Genomic DNA, 22067 nt, shown 5'->3' with positions numbered 1-22067 from the left:
GCGAGGTGTGCGTCGTCGGGTCCGCCCGGCGACCGAACGGAGGAGAACCATGGACGAGCCCCTGCCCAGCGCGACGATCCGAACCCGGGTCACTGTCCCGCTACGGTTCCCCGACGGATATGTGACGACCGCGCGGGTGCACACCTTCCACGGCCTGGTGGACGGCCGGGAGCACCTGGCGTTCGGGCTGGGTGAGCCCGGTGGGGCCGCCCCGCCGCTGGTCCGCCCGCACAGTGAGTGCCTCACCGGTGACGTGTTCGGCAGCCAGCGCTGCGACTGCGGTCCGCAGTTGCGCGAGGCGGTCGAGCGGATCGCCGGGGCCGGCGGCTACCTGCTCTACCTGCGCCAGGAGGGGCGGGGGATCGGCCTGTACGCCAAGCTCGACGCGTACGCCCTCCAGGACGACGGCCTCGACACGTACGAGGCCAACCTGGCCCTGGGGCGGGGCGCGGACGAGCGGGACTACACCGTGGCCGCGCAGATGCTCGCCGCGCTGGGCGTGGACCGGGTGTCCCTGCTCAGCAACAATCCCGACAAGGCCGACCAGATCGAGCGGCTGGGCATCGCCGTGGTCGACCGGGTCACCACCGGCGTGCACCTGTCCCCGGCCAACGCCGACTATCTGGCCGCCAAGGTCACCCGCGCCGACCACGCCCTCGACCTGCCGTTCGTGCCGTGACCACCCGCCCGTACGTGCTGCTCAGTTGCGCGATGTCGATCGACGGCTACATCGACGACGCGAGCACCGAGCGGCTGCTGCTGTCCAACGACGACGACCTGGACCGGGTCGACGCGACGCGGGCCGGGTGCGACGCGATCATGGTGGGCGCGGCCACGGTCCGCCGCGACGATCCTCGGCTGCTGGTGCGCAGCGAGCGGCGGCGGGCCGTCCGGGTGGCCCGGGGCCTGCCGCCGTCGCCGGTGAAGGTGACGGTCACCGGCAGCGGCGACCTTGACCCGGGGGCCCGGTTCTTCACCGCCGGCGACGGGCTCAAGCTGGTCTACTGCCCGAGCGGGGTGGTGGAGAAGGCCCGGGAGCAGGTGGGCGCCGTGGCCACCGTGGTCGACGCCGGCGCGCCGGCGACCCCGGAGGCGGTGGTCGCCGACCTGGCCGGGCGGGGGGTCGGCAGGTTGATGGTCGAGGGCGGCGGCATGATGCACCGCCAGTTCCTCACCGCTGGCCTCGCCGACGAGTTGCACCTGGTGGTCGCGCCGTTCTTCGTGGGGGACGGCCGGGCGCCCCGGTTCGTCGGGGAGGGCCGCTTCCCGTGGCACCCGGGCCGCCGCGCCCGAGTGATCGAGGTACGCCAGATCGGCGACGTGGTGCTCACCCGCTACGCGCTGTCCGACCGCTGCCCGGCCTGACCGACGCCGCTACCGGTTCGCTCTTGTGCAAGCTCACGGTCGAAGTTAGTTTGTTGACCATCCATACGAACACTCCACCGTGCATCCCTCCCGAAGGGGGACCGATGAGCGAGCACCACCCCGATCCGGGCTCCTCCCGCCGCCGCTTCCTCGGCCTGGTCGGCCTCGGCGTGGCCGCCACCACCGCCGGCCCGTTGCTCGCCGGCTGCTCCGAGAAGCCGGCCGGCTCCGGCGGCGCCCAGCAGCTCGACGCCGTCTCCGGCCTGCTGCCGACGCACAAGGACCTGACCGGCGCCGTCAAGCCCGACATCATCGGCACCCGCCCGGTGCCGGACGGCTACACCAGCTACCCGACCACCCTGGTCGACGCCATCACCGAGAAGCCGGGCACCAGCGGCAAGCAGGTCACCGCGATGACGCCCGCCTGGGGCCCGGCGCCGACCGGCATCGCGCAGAGCGCCTACCTCCAGGCCGTCAACGCCGAGCTGGGCACGCCCGTCAACTTCACCATCCAGGACGGCAACACCTACGCCGACAAGCTCAACGCGATGCTCGGCGCCCGTGACGTGCCGGAGCTGCTCTGCGTGCCGAGCTGGGAGGTGGAGAAGATCCCGCGCTTCGCCGAGGCGATCCAGGCGCTCTTCGAGGATCTCACCGACCACCTCAAGGGCGACGCCGTGGCCGCGTACCCGATGCTGGCGAGCTTCCCGACCGGGGCCTGGCGCCAGGCGGTGTGGAACGAGCGGCTGGTGTCGGTGCCGAACCCCACCGACGGGCCCTTCCCGTGGGCGCTGTTCGCCCGCAAGGACCTGCTCGACGCGCGCGGCCTGGCGCTGCCGGCCGACCTGGACGACCTGCTCACCATTGCCAAGCAGGTCACCGACCCGGCCCGCAAGGTGTGGGCGTTCGACGACGTCTTCGCCATGATCCAGATGTTCCACCGCGTACCCGGCGCCAACCAGGGATGGCGGCTGCGCTCCGACGGCACGCCCGAGTTCAAGTACGAGACCCCGGAGTTCCGCCAGGCGCTCGAGGTGATGGCCAAGATCTACAAGGACGGTCTCGTCCACCCGGACATCCTGGCCAGCCGGGGCGCCGACGCCAAGCAACTGTTCGCCAAGAGCGGCGCGATCGTGTTCAAGCAGGACGGCGTCGGCTTCTGGCAGGGCGCCCAGGCCGAGCACCAGAAGACCAACCCAAAGTTGAACATCCAGCCGGTGCCGGTGTTCTCCGCGACCGGCGGCGACCCGCTGGTCTGGGGCGAGGACAAGCCGATCTCCTACACCTTCGTCAAGAAGGGCCTCGGCAAGGACCGGGTCCAGGAGCTGCTGCGGATCATCAACTGGTGCTCCGCGCCGCTCGGCAGCCAGGAGGCACAGCTCCGCGACTTCGGCGTCGAGGGCAAGCACCACACCACGTCGCCGAACGGGCCGGTGAAGACCGACCTGGCGTTCAAGGAGATCGCGAACCAGTACTTCTTCATCAGCGGCCGTAACCCCACCATCGGGCCGTTCCCGGAGACCCCCCACTACGTGCCGGACGTGCTCAACTACTCCAACCAGATGGTCAAGTTCCTGGAGAAGAACCCCTGGGCCGGGGTCAAGCTGGAGATGCCGGCCGCCTTCAAGGCCAACCAGGTGCCCACGGAGGACAAGTTCACCGACGTCCTGCGCGGCCGGCGCCCGCTCAGCGACGTGGACGCCATCGTCGCCGAGTGGAAGTCGAACGGCGGGGAGGAAGCCCGCAAGCTGCTCGCCGACTCGCTGCCCAAGGCGGCCAAGTGAGCGAGCCGGCCGTCGTGGTCGGGCCCGAGCGGGCCCGACCCGACGACCCGGCCCCACCGGTACGCGCGCCCCGCCGTCGTCGGGTGCCGCTGGGCAGCCGGCTGCGCCGCGACTGGCAACTGCTGGCCATGGTGGCGCCCGGGTTCGGGATCCTGCTGGTCTTCAGCTACCTGCCGATCGCCGGCAACGTCATCGCGTTCCAGGACTACAACCCCTACCTGGGCGACAACCCGTGGCAGGCGTTCACGCACAGCAACTGGATCGGCTTCGGCCAGTTCCAGCTCCTCTTCGAGGACCCGGCGTTCTGGGACGCCTTCCGCAACACGCTCGCCATCACCGCCTTCCAGCTCGTGTTCTTCTTCCCGTTGCCGATCCTGCTCGCGGTCATGCTGCACAACCTGCTCTCCAGCCGGTTGCGTGGCTTCGTCCAGACCGTCGTCTACCTGCCGCACTTCTTCAGCTGGGTGCTGGTGGTCACCTTCTTCGTCGCCATGCTCGGCGGCGCCGGGCTGCTCGCGCAGACCATGCGCGAAGCCGGCATGCAGCCGTGGCACGTGATGACCAACCCGGACACGTTCATCGTCCTGGTCACCGCCGAAGCGGTGTGGAAGGACGTCGGCTGGGGCACCATCGTCTTCCTGGCCGCGCTGTCCACCATCGACCAGAACCTCTACGAGGCAGCCGCCGCGGACGGCGCCGGACGGTGGCGGCGGCTGTGGCACATCACGCTGCCCGGCCTGCGCCCGGTGATCGTCCTGCTGCTCATCCTGCGCCTGGGCGACGCGCTCTCGGTCGGCTTCGAGCAGTTCCTGCTGCAACGCGACGCCGTCGGCCGGCAGGCCGCCGAGGTGCTCGACACCTTCGTCTACCACTTCTCCATCGCCACCGGAAACTACGGCTACGGCGCGGCGGCCGGGCTGTTCAAAGCCGTCATCGGCCTCGTGCTGATCCTGGCCGCGAACCGGGTGGCGCACATGCTCGGCGAGCGAGGGGTCTACTCGAAGTCATGACCGTGCTCACCCGCCGGCCGCCCGGCGTCCGCGCCCGCCGCCCGATCTGGGAGGAGCCCCCGACCCCGGTCGGTCAGGGGCTCAAGGCCGTCGTGCTCACACTGCTGGTGCTCGGGGTGCTCTTCCCGCTCTGGGTGGTGCTGGTGACAAGCCTCTCCTCCCGGCAGACCATCGCCGACGCCGGCGGCCTGGTGGTCGTGCCGAGAGGCATCGACACCTCGGCCTACGAGACCATCCTCGCCGGCGGCGCGGTCACCCGGGCGCTGTGGATCAGCACGCTCGTCACGGTCTGCGGCACGGCGGTCGCGCTCACCGTCACCGTGCTGGCCGCGTACGGGCTGTCCCGGCCGGGGTCGTTCGGGCACCGCTGGCTGCTCGCCTACTTCCTCATCCCGTTCCTGGTGTACCCCCCGCTGGTGCCCCGCTACCTGGTGGTCACCGGGCTGGGGCTCAAGGACACCATCTGGGCGCTGGTCCTGCCGCCGGCCATCAGCGTGTTCAACCTCGTCGTGGTGCGCGGCTTCTTCCAGGGCATCCCGCAGGAGCTGCTGGACAGCGCCCGCATCGACGGGGCGAGCGACTTCCGTACCCTGGCCCGGATCGTGCTGCCGCTGTCCCGCGCGGTCATCGCCGTGGTCGGCCTCTTCTACGCGGTCAGCTACTGGAACGTCTGGTTCGACGCGCTGCTGTTCATGGACCGCAACGACATGTACCCGATCCAGCGGGTGCTCCAGAGCTACCTGCTGGCCGGGCAGGCGCCGCACACCGCCGGCGGCACCACCGGGGTGAACATGCCGCCGACCGAGGCGGTCAAGATGGCGGTGGTGGTGCTGACCGTCGCGCCGATCGTCGCGGTCTACCCGTTCGTCCAGCGGCACTTCATCAAGGGCGTGCTGATCGGCGCGGTCAAGGGCTGAGCCGTCCGCGCGCCGGGCGGGCGGTATCCCGGCCGCCCGGCCGGTAGGTTGCACGCATGTTCGCGATCGCGCTTACCGACGACGCCGAGCTGCGCCCGCTCCAGCCGTGGCACGCCGACGAGTTCCTGGCCAACCTGGACCGCTGCCGGGAGCACATCGCCCCCTGGGTCGGCGCGTCCTTCGTGGCCACCGACGCCGACTCGGCCCGCCGGGTGCTCCAGAACTACGCCGACCGCTGGGCCCGCGACGACGGCGGCATCTGGGGCATCTGGCAGGGCGGAACGCTCGTCGGGGGAGTGCTGCTGGTGTCGCTGAGCACCGCGCGCGGGGTGTGCGAGGCCGGCTGCTGGCTGGAGGCGGACGCCGAGGGCCAGGGCCTGGTAACCCGCGCCGCCCGGGTGGTCGTCGACTGGGCGGTCCGCGAGCGCGGCATCCACCGCGTCGAGTGGGTGGTCCGGGCCGGCAACGAGCGCAGCATCGCGGTCGCCCGGCGGCTCGGCATGCGCCGCGACGGCGTGCTCCGGGGGGTCGCGCCGACCCCGGAGGGCCGGGCCGACATGGAGGTCTGGTCGGTGCTGGCGCCGGAGTGGACGGCCTGAGGCGAATTCTTGTCACACCCGGACGTCAACATGTGTCCATGGCTGTCCCCGCACTGGCCGACCGGTCCCCGCAGCCGCGCGCCCTGCCGCTGCGCGAGGTCCGCACCCGGCTCACCCAACTCGTCTCCCTGGCCGAGCTGACCGACACGGTCACCCTCGTCACCCGCGACGGCGACCCCCGCCCGATCGCCGCGATCGTGCCCGCCCCGGCCGCCCGCACCGGAGTGCAGGCCCGGGCCGACGCCGACCGGGTCGCCGCGGTCAGCGCCGGCTGGGCCCGTCGCCTGGAGGAGCTGCACCGGCAGTCCAGCCGGCGGCACGCCGCCGAGCTGCGGGCGCTCACCGACGCGCTCGCCGAGGCGTGGGCCGAGCTGGAGCGACGCGCGCCGGCCGGCGATCCGGCGCTCACCCGGCTCCGCGCCGCCCACGCCGACCTGCTGCGCCCCTGACCCGCCGTCTCCGACCGGGACGCGGCCGGAGACGACGGACGCGGGCTCAGCTCCGGCCGCGCTCGGCGCGGTAGCGGCGGATCAGCTCGGCGGTGGAGGTGTCCACCTCGGCGAGGTCCGGGTCCGGCCCGGTGAGCTTCGGCGCGAGCTGGTTGGCCATCACCTTGCCCAACTCCACGCCCCACTGGTCGAACGCGTTGATGTCCCAGACCGCGGCCTCGGTGAACACGATGTGCTCGTAGAGCGCGATGAGCTGGCCCAGCGTCGCCGGGGTGAGCTTCGGCGCCAGGATCGAGGTGGTCGGGTGGTTGCCCGCCATCACCCGGTGCGGCACCACGTCGGCCGCGGTGCCCTCGGCCTCCACCTGCTCCCGGGTCCGCCCGAAGGCCAACGCGGCGGTCTGGGCGAAGAAGTTCGACATGAACAGGTCGTGCATGTCGCCCAGGTCGTGGTTGGGGTGGCTGAACGCGATGAAGTCCGCCGGGATCAGCCGCGTGCCCTGGTGGATGAGCTGGTAGAAGGCGTGCTGACCGTTGGTGCCGGGCTCACCCCAGAAGATCTCCCCGGTCGGGCACGACACGGGCGAGCCGTCGACGCGCACCGACTTGCCGTTGCTCTCCATGGTCAACTGCTGGAGGTACGCCGGGAACCGGTGCAGATACTGCGCGTACGGGAGCACGGCGTGGGTCTCCGCGCCGAGGAAGTCCGTGTACCAGACGTTGAGCAGGCCGAGCAGCGCCGGCACGTTGCGCTCGACCGGGCTGGCGCGGAAGTGCTCGTCGACGGCGTGGTAGCCGGCAAGCATCTCGCGGAACCGGTCCGGGCCGACCGCCAGCATCACCGACAGCCCGACCGCCGACGGCAGCGAGTAACGCCCGCCCACCCAGTCCCAGAAGCCGAACATGTTCTCCGGGTCGATGCCGAAGTCACGGACCCGCTGCTCGTTGGTGCTGACCGCGACGAAGTGCCGGGCGACCGCGTCGTCGTCGGCGTCCAGCCCGGCGAGCAGCCAGCGCCGCGCCTGGTCGGCGTTGGCGAGCGTCTCCTGCGTGGAGAAGGTCTTCGAGACCACCACGAACAGGGTGGTCGCCGGGTCCAGGTCGGCGGTCTTGTCGTGGATGTCGGTCGGGTCGATGTTGGACACGAACCGGCAGTTGATCCCGGCGTCCCGGTAGGCCTTCAACGCCTCGTACGCCATCACCGGGCCGAGGTCGGAACCGCCGATGCCGATGTTGACCACGGTGGTGATCCGTTCGCCGGTGTGGCCGCGCCACGCGCCGGAGCGCACCCGGTCGGCGAAGGCCGACATCCGGTCCAGCACGGCGTGCACGTCGGCGACGACATCCTGGCCGTCCACGGTGAGTGAGGCGTCCCGGGGCAGGCGCAGCGCGGTGTGCAGCACGGCCCGGTCCTCGGTGACGTTGATGTGCCGCCCGGCGAACATGGCCGCGATCTTCCCGGTCAGGCCGACCCGTTCGGCGAGCGCGACGAGCAGCGCGACCGTCTCGTCGGTGACCAGGTTCTTGCTGTAGTCCACGTGCAGGTCGGCGACCTCGCCGGTGAGCCGTTCGCCCCGCTGCCCGTCGGCGGCGAAGAGCTCACGCAGGTGGGTGCCGCGCATCGCCTCGGCGTGCTTGCGCAGCGCCTGCCATTCGTCGGTGGTGGTGACGTCCACAGCCATCGGGTCGATCTTCTCCTTCACACGGGCGGTCGGCGGGCATCCGCCCACGACCCCACAAGCCTGCCACCCGGGGCCGGCCGCCGCGACGCGACCCGCGCTTCGGACACCCGTTCGACACGCCGACTACTGGCTGACAGTCCACGATTGCCGACAGTAAGATCCTGCTGCCCGACCAGTTGCGGGAGGTGCCATGGCCGGGGTCGCCCACCCTCGTCCCCCGTCCGATCCGTCCGATCCGTCCGACCCGCCCGGCCCGGCGGATCCGCCCGAGCTGGCCGGCGAGTCGGCCCTGCCGGAGCTCGTCGATCCGCACTGGATGCACCGGGCCACCGAGCTGGCCCACACCGGCTTCTGGTCGGTGGCGCGGCGGTTGCCCACGCTGGTCCGCGAGGCGACCAGCCTGGCCTGGTCGACCAGCCGGCGGGACACCGCGGCGTCGCTCGGCCTCAACATCGCCGCCGGGGTGCTCACCACGCTCGGCCTGCTCGCCACCACCGGCGTACTCCAGCAGCTCTTCGCGGCCGGACCGACCCCGGAGCGGATCCGGGCGGCGCTGCCCGCCCTGGCGGTGGCCGCGGCGGCCGTGACCGGGCGCGGCGCGCTCACCGTCGCCGCCGGGTGGGCGCAGGCCCGACTCATCCCGCAGATCAACTTCGCGGTGGAGCGGCGACTGTTCGAGACCACCTCCGAGGTCGAGCTGGCGGCCTTCGACGACGCCGGCTTCGCCGAGGAGATGGACCGTGCCCGCGACCGCGGGCTGGTCGAGGCCGGGGCCCTGGTCAACGACACGGTCAACCTGGTCACCGGCGTGGTGGGCGTCGTCGCCACCGCCGCCGCGGTGACCATCATCCACCCGTTGCTGCTGCCCTGCCTGCTGGTCGCCGCCGCGCCGGAGGCGGTGACGGCGGTGCGGATGGCCCGCCGCCAGCACGTCGACTGGCTGGCCCGGATCACCCGACGCCGCCGCAAGTGGATGCTCGGCGACCTGATGGCCAACCGGCACACCGCGGCCGAGATCCGCGCCTACCAGATGCGCGACTTTTTACTCTCGGAATACCGCCTGATGACGCGCCTGGAGACGCGGGCCGAGCTGCGCCTGGCCCGCGCGCAGACGATCACCCGGGGGATCGGGCTGTCCGTCACCGGGATCGCCACGTTCGGGCTCTACCTGGTGCTGGGCGCGCTGCTGACCGGCGGCGTGGTCGCCCTCGCCGCCGCGGCCACCGCGCTGCTCGCCCTACAGTCCGCGCGCGGCAACCTGCGCACCGCGATCTTCGCCACCAACTCGCTCTACGAGGACGCCCTCTACTACCAGGACTACCGCGACTTCCTCGACCGGGCCGGGCGACGGATTCCGTCCGGCGGCGACCGGCCGGTCGACGGGTTCGACCGGATGGACCTCGACCGGGTCAGCCTGCGCTACCCGGACACCGAGGGCGCCGCCGTCGACGAGGTCAGCCTCACGATCCGGCGCGGCGAGGTGGTCGCGCTGGTGGGCGAGAACGGCTCCGGCAAGACCACGCTCGCGAAGCTGATCGCCGGCCTCTACCGGCCCACCGGCGGCACGATCCGCTGGGACGGGGTGGACGCCGCCGAGCTGGACCCGCGCCAGGTCGCCGCCCAGGTCGCGGTGATGAGCCAGGACTGGTGGAAGTTCCCGTTCACCGCCCGCCAGAACATCCGCGTCGGCCGCCACGACCGGGCCGGCCGGCCCGGCCCGGCCCCAGCGTGGAGGCCGCCGCCCGGGACGCCGCCGCGCACGACATGATCAGCGAGCTGCCGTTCGGGTACGACACGCTACTGGACCGGGAGTTCAAGGACGAGCAGGACCTGTCCGGCGGGCAGTGGCAGCGGCTGGTGGCCGCGCGCGGCCTCTACCGCGACGCCCGGCTGCTGGTCTGCGACGAGCCCTCCGCCGCGCTGGACGCGCGCGCCGAGCACGCCCTCTTCCAGCACCTGCGCCGGCACCCGGACCGGGCCGTCGTGCTGATCACCCACCGGCTGGCCAACGTGCGGCACGCCGACCGGATCTTCGTGCTGGACCACGGTCGGCTGGTGCAGTCCGGTGACCACGACACCCTGATGGCGCAGGGCGGTCCCTACCGGGAGCTGTTCGAGTTGCAGGCGGCCGGCTACCTGGCCGGCGCCGGCGGCCCGGCCGCCGACCGTTGACCTCCAGCGCCCGGCGCGGTCGGCAGGTTCGCCGGCCGTCGCTCAGAGATCTGACCGGTAAACAGACCCACCTTGCGCCTATTCGGCCGTCCTTGCCACCCGCGCTGCCCGGGAGGCGCCGAGTGACGACGGTGGCCGGGGGCTGCCGGACGCCAGTTCGGTGAAGTGGCTATATCCGACCACCGGCGATGCCTCCACTTCACCGGAATGGTGCCGATCATTGGCTGACCCTCGCGGAACCCGGTCGACGCCGGACGGCCGAACGCCCACACTGTCCGGATGGAACACCGTGAGCTGGTCCGGGTGAGCCGGCGGATGTCACTGGCGCTGCGCCACCGCCCCGACCGGTTCGGCCTGACCCTCGACCGGGCCGGCTGGGCGCCGGTCGCCGACCTGCTCGCCGCGCTGCGGATCAGCCGCGCCGACCTCGACGCCGTGGTCGCCGGCAACGACAAGCAGCGTTTCGCCGTCGAGCCCGGCCCGGACGGGATCGACCGGGTTCGCGCCAACCAGGGGCATTCCGTTCCGGTCGACCTCGGTCTGACCCCGGCCGTGCCGCCGGGCCGGCTCTTCCACGGCACCGGCGAGGCCGTGCTGACCGCCATCCGGGCGCAGGGGCTGCGCCGGGGCCGTCGACACCACGTACACCTGTCGCCGGATGTGGCGACGGCCCGGCGGGTCGGCGCGCGGCGCGAGGGCGCGGTGGTGGTGTTGTCGGTCGACGCCGGCGCCATGACCGAGCACGGCCACCTCTTCTACCGGTCCGCGAACGGGGTGTGGCTGACCGACACCGTCCCGCCGGCCTACCTGACGGTCGGCACGCCGTGACCGGGCCGGGCCACCACGGCGTCGAAGAGGCAGGCGAGTCGGTTCGCCGGGCCCGGTGCTTCCCACTGCCGACGTATTTTGAGCGGCTCCGGGTTCGAGGGCGTCCCGGCTGAGGCCGGCGTGGGTCGGTTCAGGCCGGGCGCCGGCCGGCCAGGAAGTCGGCGAGCACCCGGGTGTGCGTGGAGAACGCCAGCTCGACCGGCTCGGTGAGCACCACCCACTCGGTCGCCTCCTCGGTGGGCGCGGACGGCGGCAGGTCACCCACCGGCCGCTCGGGCAGCACACCGAAGAGCATCATCGTGCCACCGGCCGGCGCGCCGTACACCGCGAACAGCCGCGCCTCGCCGGCCTCGGCCCGCAGCCCGGTCTCCTCGCGCAGCTCGCGGACCAGCGCCTCGGACCACTCCTCGCCGTACTCGACGAAGCCGCCGGGCAGCGCCAGCTCGCCGCGTGCCGGCTCGATGTCGCGGCGTACGGCCACCACGCCGAGGCCGGTGGGCGTGCGGACCGGCAGCACCGCCACCGCGACCGGCAACGGGTTGCGCCACACCGTCTCCCCGCAGGCCGGGCAGACACGCGGCCACCCGGCGTCCGCCGGATAGGCCGCGCCGCAGAACGAGCAGTGCGAGTACGCGGTCACGCCGCAGCACGTTACCCGCCCCGCCGGGCGAGCGTGGCGCGCGCCTCCATCAGGGCGAAGCCGAGCAGGTTCGCGCCCCGCCAGGTCGCCGGGTCGGCGGCGCGCGGGTCATCGGCGGCCAGGCCGATGCCCCAGACCCGGTCCGTCGGGCTCGCCTCCACCAGAACCCGCTCCCCGGTGCCGAGCAGGAACCGCCGCAACGGGTCGTGCTGGCCGAACTTGGCGAGGCTGCCGGCCACCACGATCTCCCAGCGGCGGGCCGTCCAGACAGCCTCGTCGAAGCTGCGCACCTGGCGGCCGAGCGCCTTGGCCCGGTGTGGATGCGTGGCGGCGAGCACCTTTTCGGCGATCTCGTGGTCGCCGAAGAGGGTGGCCTTGTGCCACATCATCCAGTGCTCGGCGGTGGCGAACTCCCGGCCGTCCACGGTGAACGCCGCCGGCCACCACTGGCTCAGGCAGCCGGCGCCGACGCTGCCGTCGCGTTGCGGCCGGTGCCCCCAGAAGTGCAGGAACGTGACCGGCGCGCCGGAATCGAGCGCGACGGTCAGCTCGGCGACGGATCGAATCAGCACACCCGCATTCTGCCCACCCCCACCGACATTCCCGCCCCACCCGGCACACCGGCGAGCGCCTGACGGGTCCGTCGTGTTAAGCGGGGCACCTTCCTCTACCGAATGCGTTAAGAAGGGCCCCCGCCTTACACCTCAACCAGTGGGGGCGGCACCGAGTACGTCGACAGCGTGCACGGCCTTTTTGTATGTGATGGCTGCAATCTCATCGAATTCTCATCGAACTGTGCTCTGCTGGCCCTGATGCGTACGACGGTCCTGGTGGTCGACGACGAGCCGAACATCGTCGACATGGTGGCGACGGTGCTGCGGTTCCACGACTTCGAGGTGGTCACCGCCGGCACCGCGCGCGACGCGGAGCGGCTGTCCGGCGAGAAGCCACCGCACCTGGTGGTGCTGGACGTGCTGCTGCCCGACGGCGACGGGTTCGCGCTCTGCCGCCGCCTGCGCGCCGCGGGCCACCGGTTCGGCATCGTCTTCCTCACCGCGCGGGACGCGCCGCGCGACAAGATCGCCGGGCTCACCTGGGGCGGCGACGACTACGTGACCAAGCCGTTCTCGGTCGACGAGCTGGTCGCCCGGGTGCGGGCCGTGCTGCGCCGGATCGGCCCGGACGCCGACACCGGCGCCGGCCTGCTCCGCTACGCCGACCTCGAGCTGGACGAGGAGACCTGCCAGGCCCGCCGCGCCGGGCAGCTGCTCGCGCTCTCGCCCACGGAGTTCAAACTGCTGCGCTATTTGATGCTCAATCCCGGGCGGGTGCTCAGCCGCACCCAGATCCTGGAAGCGGTGTGGAGCTACGACTTCGGCGGCGCGTCGAACGTGGTCGACACCTACATCGGCTATCTGCGTCGCAAGCTCGACCCGCTCGGGCCACCCCTGATCGTCACCCAGCGCGGGTTCGGATACGCGCTCCGGGCCGACGGGTGAGCCGGCTCCCGCTGCGGCGCAGCCTGCTCACCGGGATGGTGGTGCTCACCGCCGTGGCGCTGCTGGTGGCCGGTGTGGTCAGCGTCGCGGCGCTGCGGTCGTACCTGCTGGACCGGACCGACGACCAGCTCCGCGCCGGTGCGACGCTCGCCACCCAGCGGGTCGGCGCGTTGCAGAACGAGCCCGGCGGGGTGGCCCGGGCGATCGTCGCGCCGTCGGACTACCTGGTGGAGATCCGGCACCCGGACGGCACGCTGACCCGGCTCGGCGGGTCACCGCCGGCCGTACCGTTGCTGGACCGCGCCCCCGCGCCGCCCGCCGGCGGCGCTCCGGGCCCGGCGACGACGCTCGGCGACGGGGACTGGCGGGCGGTCACCGTGCGGGCCGGCGCGGCGGTCGTGCTCATCGCGCTTCCGCTGGCCCCGGTACGCGAGACGGTGCGCCGCCTGGTTCTGGTGCAGGTCGCCGGCGGCGTGACCGTGCTGGTGCTGCTCGCCGCGTTCGCCCGGGTGCTGCTGGTGCGCGGGCTGCGCCCGCTGGACCGGATCACCGACACGGCGACCGCGATCGCCGGGGGCGACCTGGACCGCCGGGTGCCGGTCGAGGGCGGCGACCGGACCGAGGTGGGGCGGTTGACCCGCGCGGTCGACGGCATGCTCGCCCGGCTCCAGTCGGCGATCGCCGCCCGGGTCCGCTCCGAGGAACGGCTGCGCACCTTCGTGGCCGACGCCTCGCACGAGCTGCGTACGCCGCTGACCTCCATCCGCGGCTATCTCCACCTGCTGCGCCGGGACATGGTCGAGCCCGCGCGCCGGCCGGAGGTGCTGCGCCGGGGCGACGAGGAGGCGACCCGGATGAGCCGGATCCTCGACGACCTGCTCTACCTGGCCCGCCTCGACGCCGAGCCCCGGCTCGACCGCAGCGACGTCGACCTGGCCGAGGTGGCCCGGGAGTCCGTGGCCGACGCGCTCGCCGTGCAGCCGGGCCGCCCGTTGCGGGTCGACGCGCCCGACGCGGCCCCGGTACGCGGAGACGCCGACGCGCTGCGCCAAGTGTTGGCGAACCTGCTCGCCAACGTCCGCGCGCACACCCCGGCGGGCACCCCGACCGTCGTCGAGGTGCGCCGTCGCGGCGACCGGGTCGAGATGACGGTCCGCGACACCGGCCCCGGGATGCCGCCCGAACTGGCCGCGCGGGCGTTCGACAGGTTCAGCCACGGCGGCGCCGGCGGTAGCGGGCTGGGGCTGGCCATCGTCGCCGAGATCGTCGCCGCACACGGCGGCGAACTGGGCCTGGACACCGTCGAGGGGACCGGCACGGCGGTCCGGGTCCGCCTGCCCGGGGCCGACTCTTGACGTTCTCTCATCCGGCTCCGGTCGGACGCCCAGCCGGCGCTGGTCTGCTCGGGACATGCGGACATTCACCCGCCGCCGGCTGTTGGCCGGGATGGCGGTCCTGATCCTCGTCGTGGCGGCGGTGGTCGCCGACCGGGTGGCGGCCCGGCTGGTCGCCGGGCGACTCGCCGACCGGCTCGCCTGTGCGGCCGGGGTGCCCCGGCCCTCGGTGGAGCTGTCCGGTTTCCCGGTGCTGCCGCAGGTGCTCGGCGGCCGGCTGGACCGGCTCCGGGTCGGCGTGACCGACGCCCGGGCCGGTGGGCTGCGGGTCGCCCGCGCCGACGCCGACCTGCGCAACGTCCGGTCCGGCGACGGGCCGGCGCGGATCGGTTCCGCGGCGGTGGCGGTGCTCGTCGGCTACGAGGCGCTGCCCACCGAGGCGGCCGGACGGACGCTGCGCTACCGCTACGCCGACGGGCTGCTCGGCGTCGAGACGCAGATGTCGACCGTGCCGGTCACCCTGCTGGTCCGCCCGACGCTGACCGGCGGGCGGCTCACCCTCACCCCGAGCGAGGTGGAGGTGTTCGGGATCCGACGTCCGGCCGGCAAGCTGCTCGACCGGCTCGGCGGGGGCCCCGACCTGGGGCGTGACCTGCCGGCCCTGCCAACCGGCCTGGCCTACCGGTCGGTGACGGCCACCGCCGACGGGCTCCTCGTCCGGGTCGAGGGGCACGATCTCACCCTGCCGGCGGCCGGTGGTCGGTCCGGCGCGCGCTGCGGAGGAGCATGATGCGGGTCGACGACGGAAGCCTGGTGCACCGCGCCCTGGGCGGGCTGGGCCGGTTCTGCGCCCGCCGCCCCCGCACGGTGCTGGCGGGATGGCTGCTCCTCGCGGTCGCGCTCGTCGGCGCCGCGGCGGTGCTCGGCCGGCCGGTCGACAACGACGTGGCGCTGCCCGGCAGCGACGCCCAGCAGGCCCGGGACCTGCTCGGCCGGGCCGGGTCGGGCGACGGCACGGACGGCCAGCTCGTGCTGTACGCCGACGGCGGCCGGCTCGACGACCCGGCCCGGCAGGACGCGCTGGCGCGGGCGATCCGGGCGGTCGCCGGGGTGCCCCACGTGACAGGCGTCGAGGGGGTGGACGCTGCCGCGGGCACGCTCAGCCCGGACGGGCGCACCGGCTGGCTGACCGTACGGCTCGACGTGTCGCCACGGCAGGTGGACAAGGCGCTCGCCCGCGCCGTCACGGACGCGGCGGCGCCCGCCGGGACGGCCGGCATCGAGGTCACCCCCGGCGGGGTGCTCGCCTCGGCGGCCGAACGCGGCGGCTCCCGCGACAGCGAACTGCTCGGCCTGGCGGTCGCCGCGCTGGTGCTGCTGCTCGCCTTCGGTGGTCTGGTCGCGGCGGCGGTGCCACTTGTCACCGCGCTCGTCACGCTCGCGTGCGCGGTCAGCGCGGTGGGGTTGGCCGGACACCTGGTGGCGGTGCCGTCGGTGGCCGGCACGCTCGCCACCATGGTCGGTCTCGGCGTCGGCATCGACTACGCGCTGTTCCTGGTCACCCGGCACCGCCGGTTGCTGGCCGAGGGGGTGCCGGTGCCCGAGGCGGTGGCCCGCAGCGTCGCCGGCTCGGGCAGCGCGGTCGTGTTCGCCGGCGGGACCGTGGTGGTCGCCCTCGGCGGGCTGGCCGTGGCCGGCGTACCGATCCTGGGCACGCTCGGCTGGACCACCGGCCTGGTGGTGGTGGTCGCGGTGGCCGGCGCGGTGACCCTGTTGCCGGCGTTGCTGGCCCTGCTCGGGCACCGGCTCGACCGGCTGCGGATCCGCCGCCGGCGCCCGGTCCCGGCGTCACCCGCCGCGCCCGGCCCCGCCACGGCGACCGACGCCGGCCTCGCCGCCCGCAGCGGGACCGCCACCGCGACCGCCACCGCGACCGGTCCGGCGAGCGGCGGTGGGACCGCCACCGCGAGTGGCGGCGGGACCGGGGAGCGGCGGATGACCGGCTGGGCCCGGCAGGCGGACCGGGTCACCCGCCGGCCGTGGCGCTGGGCGATCCTCGCGCTGCTGTTGCTCGGCGTGCTCGCCGCGCCCGCCCTCGACCTGCGGCTGGGTCAGGTCGACCCGGGGGACGGACCGGTCGGCACGGCCGGTCGGACCAGCTACGACCGGCTGGCGGCCGGGTTCGGGCCGGGCGTGAACGGACCGTTGACCGTGGTCGCCGAGCTGGAGCCGCCGGCCGCATCGGGCGTCGACGCCCGGGTGAGCGAGCTGTCCGCCCGGGTGGCCGGCGCGGCCGGCGTCGCCCGGGTCGCCCCGGCCCGGCTCGCCGACGGCGGGCGGGTCGCGGTGCTGACCGCGTACCCCCGGACCGCGCCGGGAGACCCGGCGACCGCCGCGTTGGTGCGGACGCTGCGGACCGTCGGCCCGCCCGGGGTGACCGTGCACGTGGGCGGCGCGACCGCCACCCGGGTCGACCTCGCCGACCGGGTGGGGGAGCGGATGCCCTGGGTCATCGCGGTGGTGGTCGGGTTGGCCACGGTGCTGCTGTACGCGGCGTTCCGCGCGCCGGTCGTCGCGGTCAAGGCGGCGGTGATGAACCTGGTGTCGATAGGGGCCGCGTACGGCGTGCTGACCGCGGTCTTCGCCTGGGGCTGGGGCGCCGGGCTGACCGGACTGTCCGGCCCGGTGCCGGTGGAGAGCTACCTGCCGATGATGTTGTTCGCGTTGCTCTTCGGGCTCTCGATGGACTACGAGGTGTTCCTGTTGACCGCCGTGCAGGAGTCCTGGCGGGCCACCGGCGACAACCGGGTGGCGGTCCGCGAGGGGCTGGCCGGCACCGGCCAGGTGATCACCTCGGCCGCGCTGATCATGGTGACCGTCTTCGCCGGCTTCGTGCTCCAGGACGATCCGGTGATCAAGATGTTCGGCCTCGGCATGGCGGTCGCGGTCGCGGTCGACGCCACCGTGGTCCGCGGGCTGCTGGTGCCGGCCACCATGGCGCTGCTCGGCCGGGCCAACTGGTGGCGGCCCGCCCGGCGGCGCCGGCCCGCCGAGTCGGCACCGCCGGTGCCGGTGGGCTGACGGCGCGACGCCCGACGCCCGGCGCGCCGGTTGCGTGGTGTTAAGCGGGGCCCCTTCCTCTACCGAATGCGTTAAGCGGGGGCCCCGCCTTACCCCTCAGCCACCGAGGCGGGTGGCCACCGTCCGGCGTAGCTCGGGCAGCCGGTCGTGCAGCAGGCCCGGGCACTGGGTCGAGGCGAAGTCGCGATGGCCGTAGATCTCGGTCGGCGCGATGCCGTACTGCTGGCAGGTGAACGCGCAGAACCAGACCAGGCTGTCCCAGAGCGCCTGCGGCGGCTGCACGTCGAGGTAGATGCCGTCGTTCTCGATGCCGATGGCCTGGCTGTTCTGCCCGACGCAGTGCGCGCCCTGCACCATCGACTGCCCGTGCAGCAGCCCGTAGAGGCTGCCGTGCCGGCCCTCGGTCAGGTGGCCGCCCCGGCTGTTGGTGAAGTGCTGGCCGGAGTCGAGCCAGCCGTTGGAGTCCATGTGCAGGTTCTGGATGTCGCGGGAGTTCCGGTATGCCTGGGCGAGGCTGTAGTCGGTCGTGTTGGGGAACGCCGTGTGGTGAATGATGATCTTGTTGGGGCGGCTGGACACCACGCTCACCGGCGACGACGGCGGGCGGGCGCCCCAGGTCGCGCAGTTGGCGATGGTCGGCTGGTCGACCCGGGCCGCGGCGGCCCGCGCCGCGCCGCCGACCTGGGCGAGCGCGCCGGCGCCGAGCAGGACCGCGCCGCGCAGCACGGACCGCCGGGGGAGTGGAACGGACATCGGGGCCTCCTCGTGGGTACGGGCACGGTGGCGGGACGGGCCGGTCCGGCCCGCCCCGCCGGGGTGGGTCAGCAGGCGCCGTTGCAGGCCAGCACCCGGAGCCGGTCCAGGCTGCCGTTCCAGACGTTCTGGTCGCCGGGGAAGGTGCCGGAGGAGGACCACTGCCAGAAGGAGTACGTGCCCCAGCCGGCCGGCAGCGTGCCGACGCCGCTGGCGTAGCGGGCGATCCACAGCGGGTTGTTGGCGGCGAACTGCGAGGTGTTGCCGGTGCAGGTGCTCCACCAGTCGGTGGTGGTGTAGATGGTGGCCCACCGGCCGGTGCGGGCGTGGTACTGGTTGACGAACGAGGCGATCCAGCTCCGCATGGACGCCTGGCTCAGCCCGTAGCAGGTGGCGCCGTACGGGTTGTACTCGATGTCCAGCGCGCCGGGCAGCGTCTTGCCGTCCTTGGACCAGCCCCCGCCGTGGTCGACGAAGTAGTTGGCCTGGGTGGCGCCGGTGGTGGTGTCCGGGCGGGCGAAGTGGTAGGACCCGCGGATCATCCCGACGTTGTAGGAGCCGTTGTACTGCTGGGCGAAGTACGGGTTGGTGTAGTACGTGCCCTCGGTCGCCTTGACGTACGCGAACCGGGCGCCGTTGGCCCACGCGGCGGACCAGTTCACGTTGCCCTGGTAGCTGGAGACGTCCATGCCGGGCAGTCCGGCCGGGGCGGCGTGGGCGGGGGCCGCGCCGATCAGGGCCGCCGCGGCGGCGGTGACGGTGGCGAGCACGGCGGCGCCGGTGGCGCGCCACGCCGATCGCAGGAGACGGTGCATCTTTCCTCCCGGGGGGTTGCCGCCTGCCGGCGGCGGGAGTGTGGCGAAAGGATCTGTCGTCATTAGGGCACAGGATGGAGAAACTTTTCAATAGACGTATCGAAGTTTCTCATTGAATCTCGGGGCGCGGCCGGGCGCGGCGCGCTCGCCGGCCGATCTCGGTGCGAATCCCGTCCGCCCGGCGTGTCGAAACCGGCGTCCGCCGTTCGTGTGAAGGTGGAGGGCGGCGAAGGGGGCCGTCCGCGGCGACGAGGAGGAAAAGTGCGGCAGTACCTGATCAGCATGTACCAGCCGGCCGGCGCGGACCGGCCGGACCCGGAGTTCCTGGCCGGGGTGATGCGCGAGGTCGAAGTCATCGGCCGGGACCTGCGGGAGGCCGGCTGCTGGGTGTTCGGCGACGGGCTGCACGCGCCGGACACCGCCACCGTGCTGCGCCCGGCCGGCGACGGCGTGCTGGTGACCGACGGGCCGTTCGCCGAGGGCAAGGAATACCTGGGCGGCGTCACCATCATCCGCGCCCCGGACCTGGACGCCGCGCTGGACTGGGGGCGCCGTTACGCCCGCGCCACCACGCTGCCGATCGAGGTGCGCCCGTTCCAGGGCGAGGGATGACCGAGGTCGAGCGGGTCTTCCGGGCCGAGTACGGCCGCGTGGTCGCCACCCTGGTCCGCCTCCTCGGCGACATCGACCTCGCCGAGGAGGCGGTCCAGGAGGCGTTCGCGGTCGCGGCGCGGCGGTGGGCCGTCGACGGTCCGCCGCCCAGCCCGGCCGGCTGGATCGTCACCACCGCCCGGAACCGGGCGATCGACCGGCTGCGCCGCGAGTCCACCCGGGCCGCGCGGCACGCCGAGGCCGCCCGGCTGTACGCGGCCGACCCACCCGCCGAGGAGGGGCCCGTGCCCGACGAGCGGCTGCGCCTGATCTTCACCTGCTGCCACCCGGCGCTCGGGGCCAACGCCCGGGTGGCGTTGACGCTGCGCCTGCTCGGCGGCCTGAGCACCGCCGAGATCGCCCGGGCGTTCCTGGTGCCGGAGCGGACCATGGCGCAGCGCCTGGTTCGGGCCAAGGCGAAGATCCGGGACGCCGGGATCCCGTACCGGGTGCCCCGCGACGCCGACCTGCCGGACCGGCTGCGCGGGGTGCTGGCCGTGGTCTACCTGATCTTCAACGAGGGGCACACGGCGAGCACGGGGGAGCGGCTGGGCCGGGTCGAGCTGGGCGCCGAGGCGATCCGGCTGGGCCGCCTGCTGGTGGCGCTGATGCCGGACGAGCCGGAGGCGCTCGGGCTGCTCGCGCTGATGCTCCTCACCGAGGCGCGGCGGGCCGCCCGGACCGGGCCGGACCAGGTGGCGGTGTCGCTGTCCGAGCAGGACCGCGCCCGGTGGGACCGGGCGCTCGTCGTCGAGGGGCAGGACCTCGTCCGGCGCTGCCTGCGGCGCAACCGGCCCGGCCCGTACCAGATCCAGGCCGCGATCAACGCGGTGCACGTCGACGCGGCCACCGCCGGGGCCACCGACTGGGCCCAGATCCTCGCCCTCTACGACCACCTGCTGGTCTGCGCGCCGTCGCCGGTGGTGGCGTTGAACCGGGCGGTCGCGCTGGCCGAGGTAGGCGGACCGGCCGCCGCGCTGGTCGAGGTGGACCGGCTGGACCTGCGCGGATACCACCCGTGGCACGCCGTCCGGGCCGACCTGCTGCGCCGCCTGGACCGGCCGGTCGAGGCGCGGGCGGCGTACGACGCGGCGATCGCCGGCACCGGCAACGAGGCGGAGCGGGAGTTCTTCCGCCGCCGCCGCGACCAACCGAGGGAGACCACGTGAACACACCGGACCTGCTCGTCGACGGCCTGGCCTTCGGGGAGTCGCCCCGATGGCTCGACGGCCGGCTCTGGCTGGCCGACTGGGGCGCCGGCGAGGTGCTGACCGTGGACGCCGAGGGGCGGACCGAGGTGGTCGTCCGGGTCGACGGGCTGCCGATCTGCTTCGACCGGCTGCCCGACGGGCGGCTGCTGGTGGTCGCCGGCCGGGACGGGCGGTTGCTGCGCCGGGAGCCCGACGGCGCCCTGACCGTCCACGCCGACCTGGCCGCGCTGGTCCCGCACCCGTGGAACGAGGTGGTGACCGACGCGCGGGGCAGCGCGTACGTCAACACGATCGGCTTCGACTTCCCGGGCGGGACGTTCGCGCCCGGCGCGGTGGCCCTGGTCACGCCGGACGGCACGGCCCGGCTGGTCGCCGGTGACCTGGCCTTCCCGAACGGCATGGCGCTCACCCCGGACGGGCGGACGCTGATCGTCGCCGAGTCGTACGCCGGGCAGCTCACCGCGTTCGACGTCGCCGCCGACGGGACGCTCGGCGCGCGTCGGGTCTGGGCGGCGGTGGCCGACTCCGCGCCGGACGGCATCTGTCTCGACGCCGCCGGCGCGGTCTGGTACGGCGACGTGCCGAACCAGTGCGCGGTGCGGGTGGCCGAGGGCGGGCGGGTGCTCGACCGGATCGAGCTGGACCGGGGCTGTTTCGCCTGCGCGCTCGGCGGCCCGGACGGGCGCACGCTGCACCTGGTCACCATGCGGTGGGATCCGGGCGCGCTGGCCGGCGGGCCGCGGACCGGCACCGTGCTGACCGTCCGGGTGCCGGTCCCGGGCGTCGCCTGAGCGCCTAGCCGTCGCGCAGCCGGCGCAGGATCCGGGACAGCTCCGCCTGGTCACCGGGGTCGAGGGCGGCGAAGAACCGCTCCGCCTCGGTGGCCCGGGCGGCCTGGATGGCGGCGCCGACCCGGTCGCCCTCGGCGGTGGGGGCGACGAGCGTGGCCCGCCGGTCGCCGGGGTCGGGCCGCCGCTCGACCAGGCCGCGTTCCTGGAGGCCGTCGACCACCTCGGTGGCCGAGCGGGGCGCGATGCGCAGGTGCTCGGCGAGCGCGCCGGGCCGCAACGCGCCGTGCCGCATGAGCACGCCGAGCGCCCGCGCCTGCCCGGGGCTGATCTCCCACGGCTCCAGCGCGCGCTTGGCCTGGTGGCGCAGCCGCCGGGTCACCGCCCAGAACGTCTCGGCCAGGCTCTCCTCGTCGCTGCCGGTCACGGGAATACGGTAGCAGCAGGTCCTGTTGTTCCCTCATGATGAGGTAACCTCAGCATTACCCGA

General features: G+C 73.8%; 23 protein-coding genes. 17 read left to right on the top strand and 6 right to left on the bottom strand.

The window, feature by feature from the left end; all coding sequences use genetic code 11:
- Positions 1-49: 49 nt before the first annotated feature.
- The 7 genes from ribA to O7619_RS20455 all read left to right on the top strand — a co-directional run bounded on the left by ribA (position 50) and on the right by O7619_RS20455 (position 6124).
- Positions 50-679 (top strand): GTP cyclohydrolase II, encoded by a 630-nt coding sequence (ribA, locus tag O7619_RS20485; protein WP_282282802.1) that lies wholly within the window; start codon positions 50-52, stop codon positions 677-679.
- Positions 676-1365 carry a RibD family protein gene (locus tag O7619_RS20480; RefSeq protein WP_282282801.1) on the top strand — a complete coding sequence of 230 codons (690 nt, stop codon included), beginning with the start codon at positions 676-678 and terminating at the stop codon, positions 1363-1365. The genes ribA and O7619_RS20480 overlap by 4 nt, the downstream gene beginning before the upstream one ends.
- A gap of 104 nt (positions 1366-1469) precedes the next feature.
- Complete coding sequence (locus tag O7619_RS20475; protein ID WP_282282799.1) at positions 1470-3149, top strand: extracellular solute-binding protein; 1680 nt, start codon at positions 1470-1472, stop codon at positions 3147-3149.
- Positions 3146-4159, top strand: a complete 1014-nt coding sequence (locus O7619_RS20470) for an ABC transporter permease subunit (protein WP_282282797.1) — start codon at positions 3146-3148, stop codon at positions 4157-4159. The genes O7619_RS20475 and O7619_RS20470 overlap by 4 nt, the downstream gene beginning before the upstream one ends.
- On the top strand, positions 4156-5076 hold the full coding sequence (locus tag O7619_RS20465) for a carbohydrate ABC transporter permease (RefSeq protein WP_282282795.1): 921 nt from the start codon (positions 4156-4158) through the stop codon (positions 5074-5076). Before O7619_RS20470 ends, O7619_RS20465 begins: the two co-directional genes overlap by 4 nt.
- 56 nt (positions 5077-5132) lie before the next feature.
- On the top strand, positions 5133-5675 hold the full coding sequence (locus O7619_RS20460; protein WP_282282794.1) for a GNAT family protein: 543 nt from the start codon (positions 5133-5135) through the stop codon (positions 5673-5675).
- A 38-nt stretch (positions 5676-5713) separates the two neighbouring features.
- Entirely contained in the window at positions 5714-6124 is a 411-nt protein-coding gene (locus O7619_RS20455; protein ID WP_282282793.1) for a type II toxin-antitoxin system Phd/YefM family antitoxin, read from the top strand.
- A gap of 46 nt (positions 6125-6170) precedes the next feature.
- On the opposite strand, the gene pgi is transcribed toward O7619_RS20455, so the two are convergent.
- The gene (pgi, locus tag O7619_RS20450; protein ID WP_282282792.1) at positions 6171-7805 is read right to left on the bottom strand and encodes a glucose-6-phosphate isomerase; all 1635 of its coding nucleotides are present in this window, start codon (positions 7803-7805) and stop codon (positions 6171-6173) included.
- A gap of 190 nt (positions 7806-7995) precedes the next feature.
- Between pgi and O7619_RS20445 the strand changes: the two genes are divergently transcribed.
- The 3 genes from O7619_RS20445 to O7619_RS20435 all read left to right on the top strand — a co-directional run bounded on the left by O7619_RS20445 (position 7996) and on the right by O7619_RS20435 (position 10805).
- On the top strand, positions 7996-9573 hold the full coding sequence (locus tag O7619_RS20445) for an ABC transporter ATP-binding protein/permease (protein WP_282282791.1): 1578 nt from the start codon (positions 7996-7998) through the stop codon (positions 9571-9573).
- Positions 9534-9977 (top strand): ATP-binding cassette domain-containing protein, encoded by a 444-nt coding sequence (locus O7619_RS20440; RefSeq protein ID WP_282282790.1) that lies wholly within the window; start codon positions 9534-9536, stop codon positions 9975-9977. Before O7619_RS20445 ends, O7619_RS20440 begins: the two co-directional genes overlap by 40 nt.
- A gap of 279 nt (positions 9978-10256) precedes the next feature.
- Entirely contained in the window at positions 10257-10805 is a 549-nt protein-coding gene (locus tag O7619_RS20435) for an RNA 2'-phosphotransferase (protein WP_282282789.1), read from the top strand.
- 130 nt (positions 10806-10935) lie between these two features.
- On the opposite strand, the gene O7619_RS20430 is transcribed toward O7619_RS20435, so the two are convergent.
- Together O7619_RS20430 and O7619_RS20425 are read right to left on the bottom strand one after the other, a co-directional pair.
- Positions 10936-11445, bottom strand: coding sequence for an NUDIX domain-containing protein (locus tag O7619_RS20430; protein ID WP_282282787.1), 510 nt, complete (start codon positions 11443-11445; stop codon positions 10936-10938).
- Between the two features lie 11 nt (positions 11446-11456).
- On the bottom strand, positions 11457-12017 hold the full coding sequence (locus tag O7619_RS20425; protein ID WP_282282785.1) for an NADAR family protein: 561 nt from the start codon (positions 12015-12017) through the stop codon (positions 11457-11459).
- A 240-nt stretch (positions 12018-12257) separates the two neighbouring features.
- Between O7619_RS20425 and O7619_RS20420 the strand changes: the two genes are divergently transcribed.
- The 4 genes from O7619_RS20420 to O7619_RS20405 are packed head-to-tail and all read left to right on the top strand — an operon-like array spanning position 12258 to position 17359.
- Positions 12258-12944: a response regulator transcription factor gene (locus O7619_RS20420; RefSeq protein ID WP_282282783.1), complete on the top strand. Its 687-nt coding sequence runs from the start codon at positions 12258-12260 to the stop codon at positions 12942-12944.
- On the top strand, positions 12941-14299 hold the full coding sequence (locus O7619_RS20415; RefSeq protein WP_282282781.1) for a HAMP domain-containing sensor histidine kinase: 1359 nt from the start codon (positions 12941-12943) through the stop codon (positions 14297-14299). Before O7619_RS20420 ends, O7619_RS20415 begins: the two co-directional genes overlap by 4 nt.
- A 55-nt stretch (positions 14300-14354) precedes the next feature.
- Complete coding sequence (locus tag O7619_RS20410) at positions 14355-15068, top strand: DUF2993 domain-containing protein (protein WP_282282779.1); 714 nt, start codon at positions 14355-14357, stop codon at positions 15066-15068.
- A complete protein-coding gene (locus tag O7619_RS20405) occupies positions 15068-17359 on the top strand; it encodes an MMPL family transporter (protein WP_282282778.1) in 2292 nt (763 codons plus the stop codon). The genes O7619_RS20410 and O7619_RS20405 overlap by 1 nt, the downstream gene beginning before the upstream one ends.
- Positions 17360-17455: 96 nt before the next feature.
- Here the strand turns inward: O7619_RS20405 and O7619_RS20400 are convergent, their stop codons facing one another.
- Together O7619_RS20400 and O7619_RS20395 are read right to left on the bottom strand one after the other, a co-directional pair.
- Positions 17456-18112, bottom strand: a complete 657-nt coding sequence (locus tag O7619_RS20400; RefSeq protein ID WP_282282776.1) for a peptidoglycan recognition family protein — start codon at positions 18110-18112, stop codon at positions 17456-17458.
- A 68-nt stretch (positions 18113-18180) separates the two neighbouring features.
- Positions 18181-18927 carry a lysozyme gene (locus O7619_RS20395; protein WP_282282774.1) on the bottom strand — a complete coding sequence of 249 codons (747 nt, stop codon included), beginning with the start codon at positions 18925-18927 and terminating at the stop codon, positions 18181-18183.
- 261 nt (positions 18928-19188) lie between these two features.
- On the opposite strand from O7619_RS20395, the gene O7619_RS20390 reads away from it, so the two are divergent.
- Genes O7619_RS20390 through O7619_RS20380 form a run of 3 tightly spaced genes read left to right on the top strand, consistent with a single transcriptional unit; the run spans position 19189 to position 21580 of the window.
- A complete protein-coding gene (locus O7619_RS20390; RefSeq protein ID WP_282282773.1) occupies positions 19189-19539 on the top strand; it encodes a YciI family protein in 351 nt (116 codons plus the stop codon).
- Positions 19536-20747, top strand: a complete 1212-nt coding sequence (locus tag O7619_RS20385) for a sigma-70 family RNA polymerase sigma factor (RefSeq protein WP_282282771.1) — start codon at positions 19536-19538, stop codon at positions 20745-20747. Before O7619_RS20390 ends, O7619_RS20385 begins: the two co-directional genes overlap by 4 nt.
- Positions 20744-21580: an SMP-30/gluconolactonase/LRE family protein gene (locus O7619_RS20380; protein WP_282282769.1), complete on the top strand. Its 837-nt coding sequence runs from the start codon at positions 20744-20746 to the stop codon at positions 21578-21580. The genes O7619_RS20385 and O7619_RS20380 overlap by 4 nt, the downstream gene beginning before the upstream one ends.
- A gap of 4 nt (positions 21581-21584) precedes the next feature.
- On the opposite strand, the gene O7619_RS20375 is transcribed toward O7619_RS20380, so the two are convergent.
- Positions 21585-22004 carry a MarR family transcriptional regulator gene (locus tag O7619_RS20375; RefSeq protein WP_282282768.1) on the bottom strand — a complete coding sequence of 140 codons (420 nt, stop codon included), beginning with the start codon at positions 22002-22004 and terminating at the stop codon, positions 21585-21587.
- Positions 22005-22067: the final 63 nt, after the last annotated feature.

Origin of the sequence: Micromonospora sp. WMMD998, assembly GCF_029581235.1 — a bacterium.
In the GTDB taxonomy this organism is placed as follows: Bacteria; Actinomycetota; Actinomycetes; order Mycobacteriales; family Micromonosporaceae; genus Micromonospora.
The sequence above is the reverse complement of the archived record's forward strand: the minus strand, read 5'-3'. Positions and strand labels throughout refer to the sequence as shown.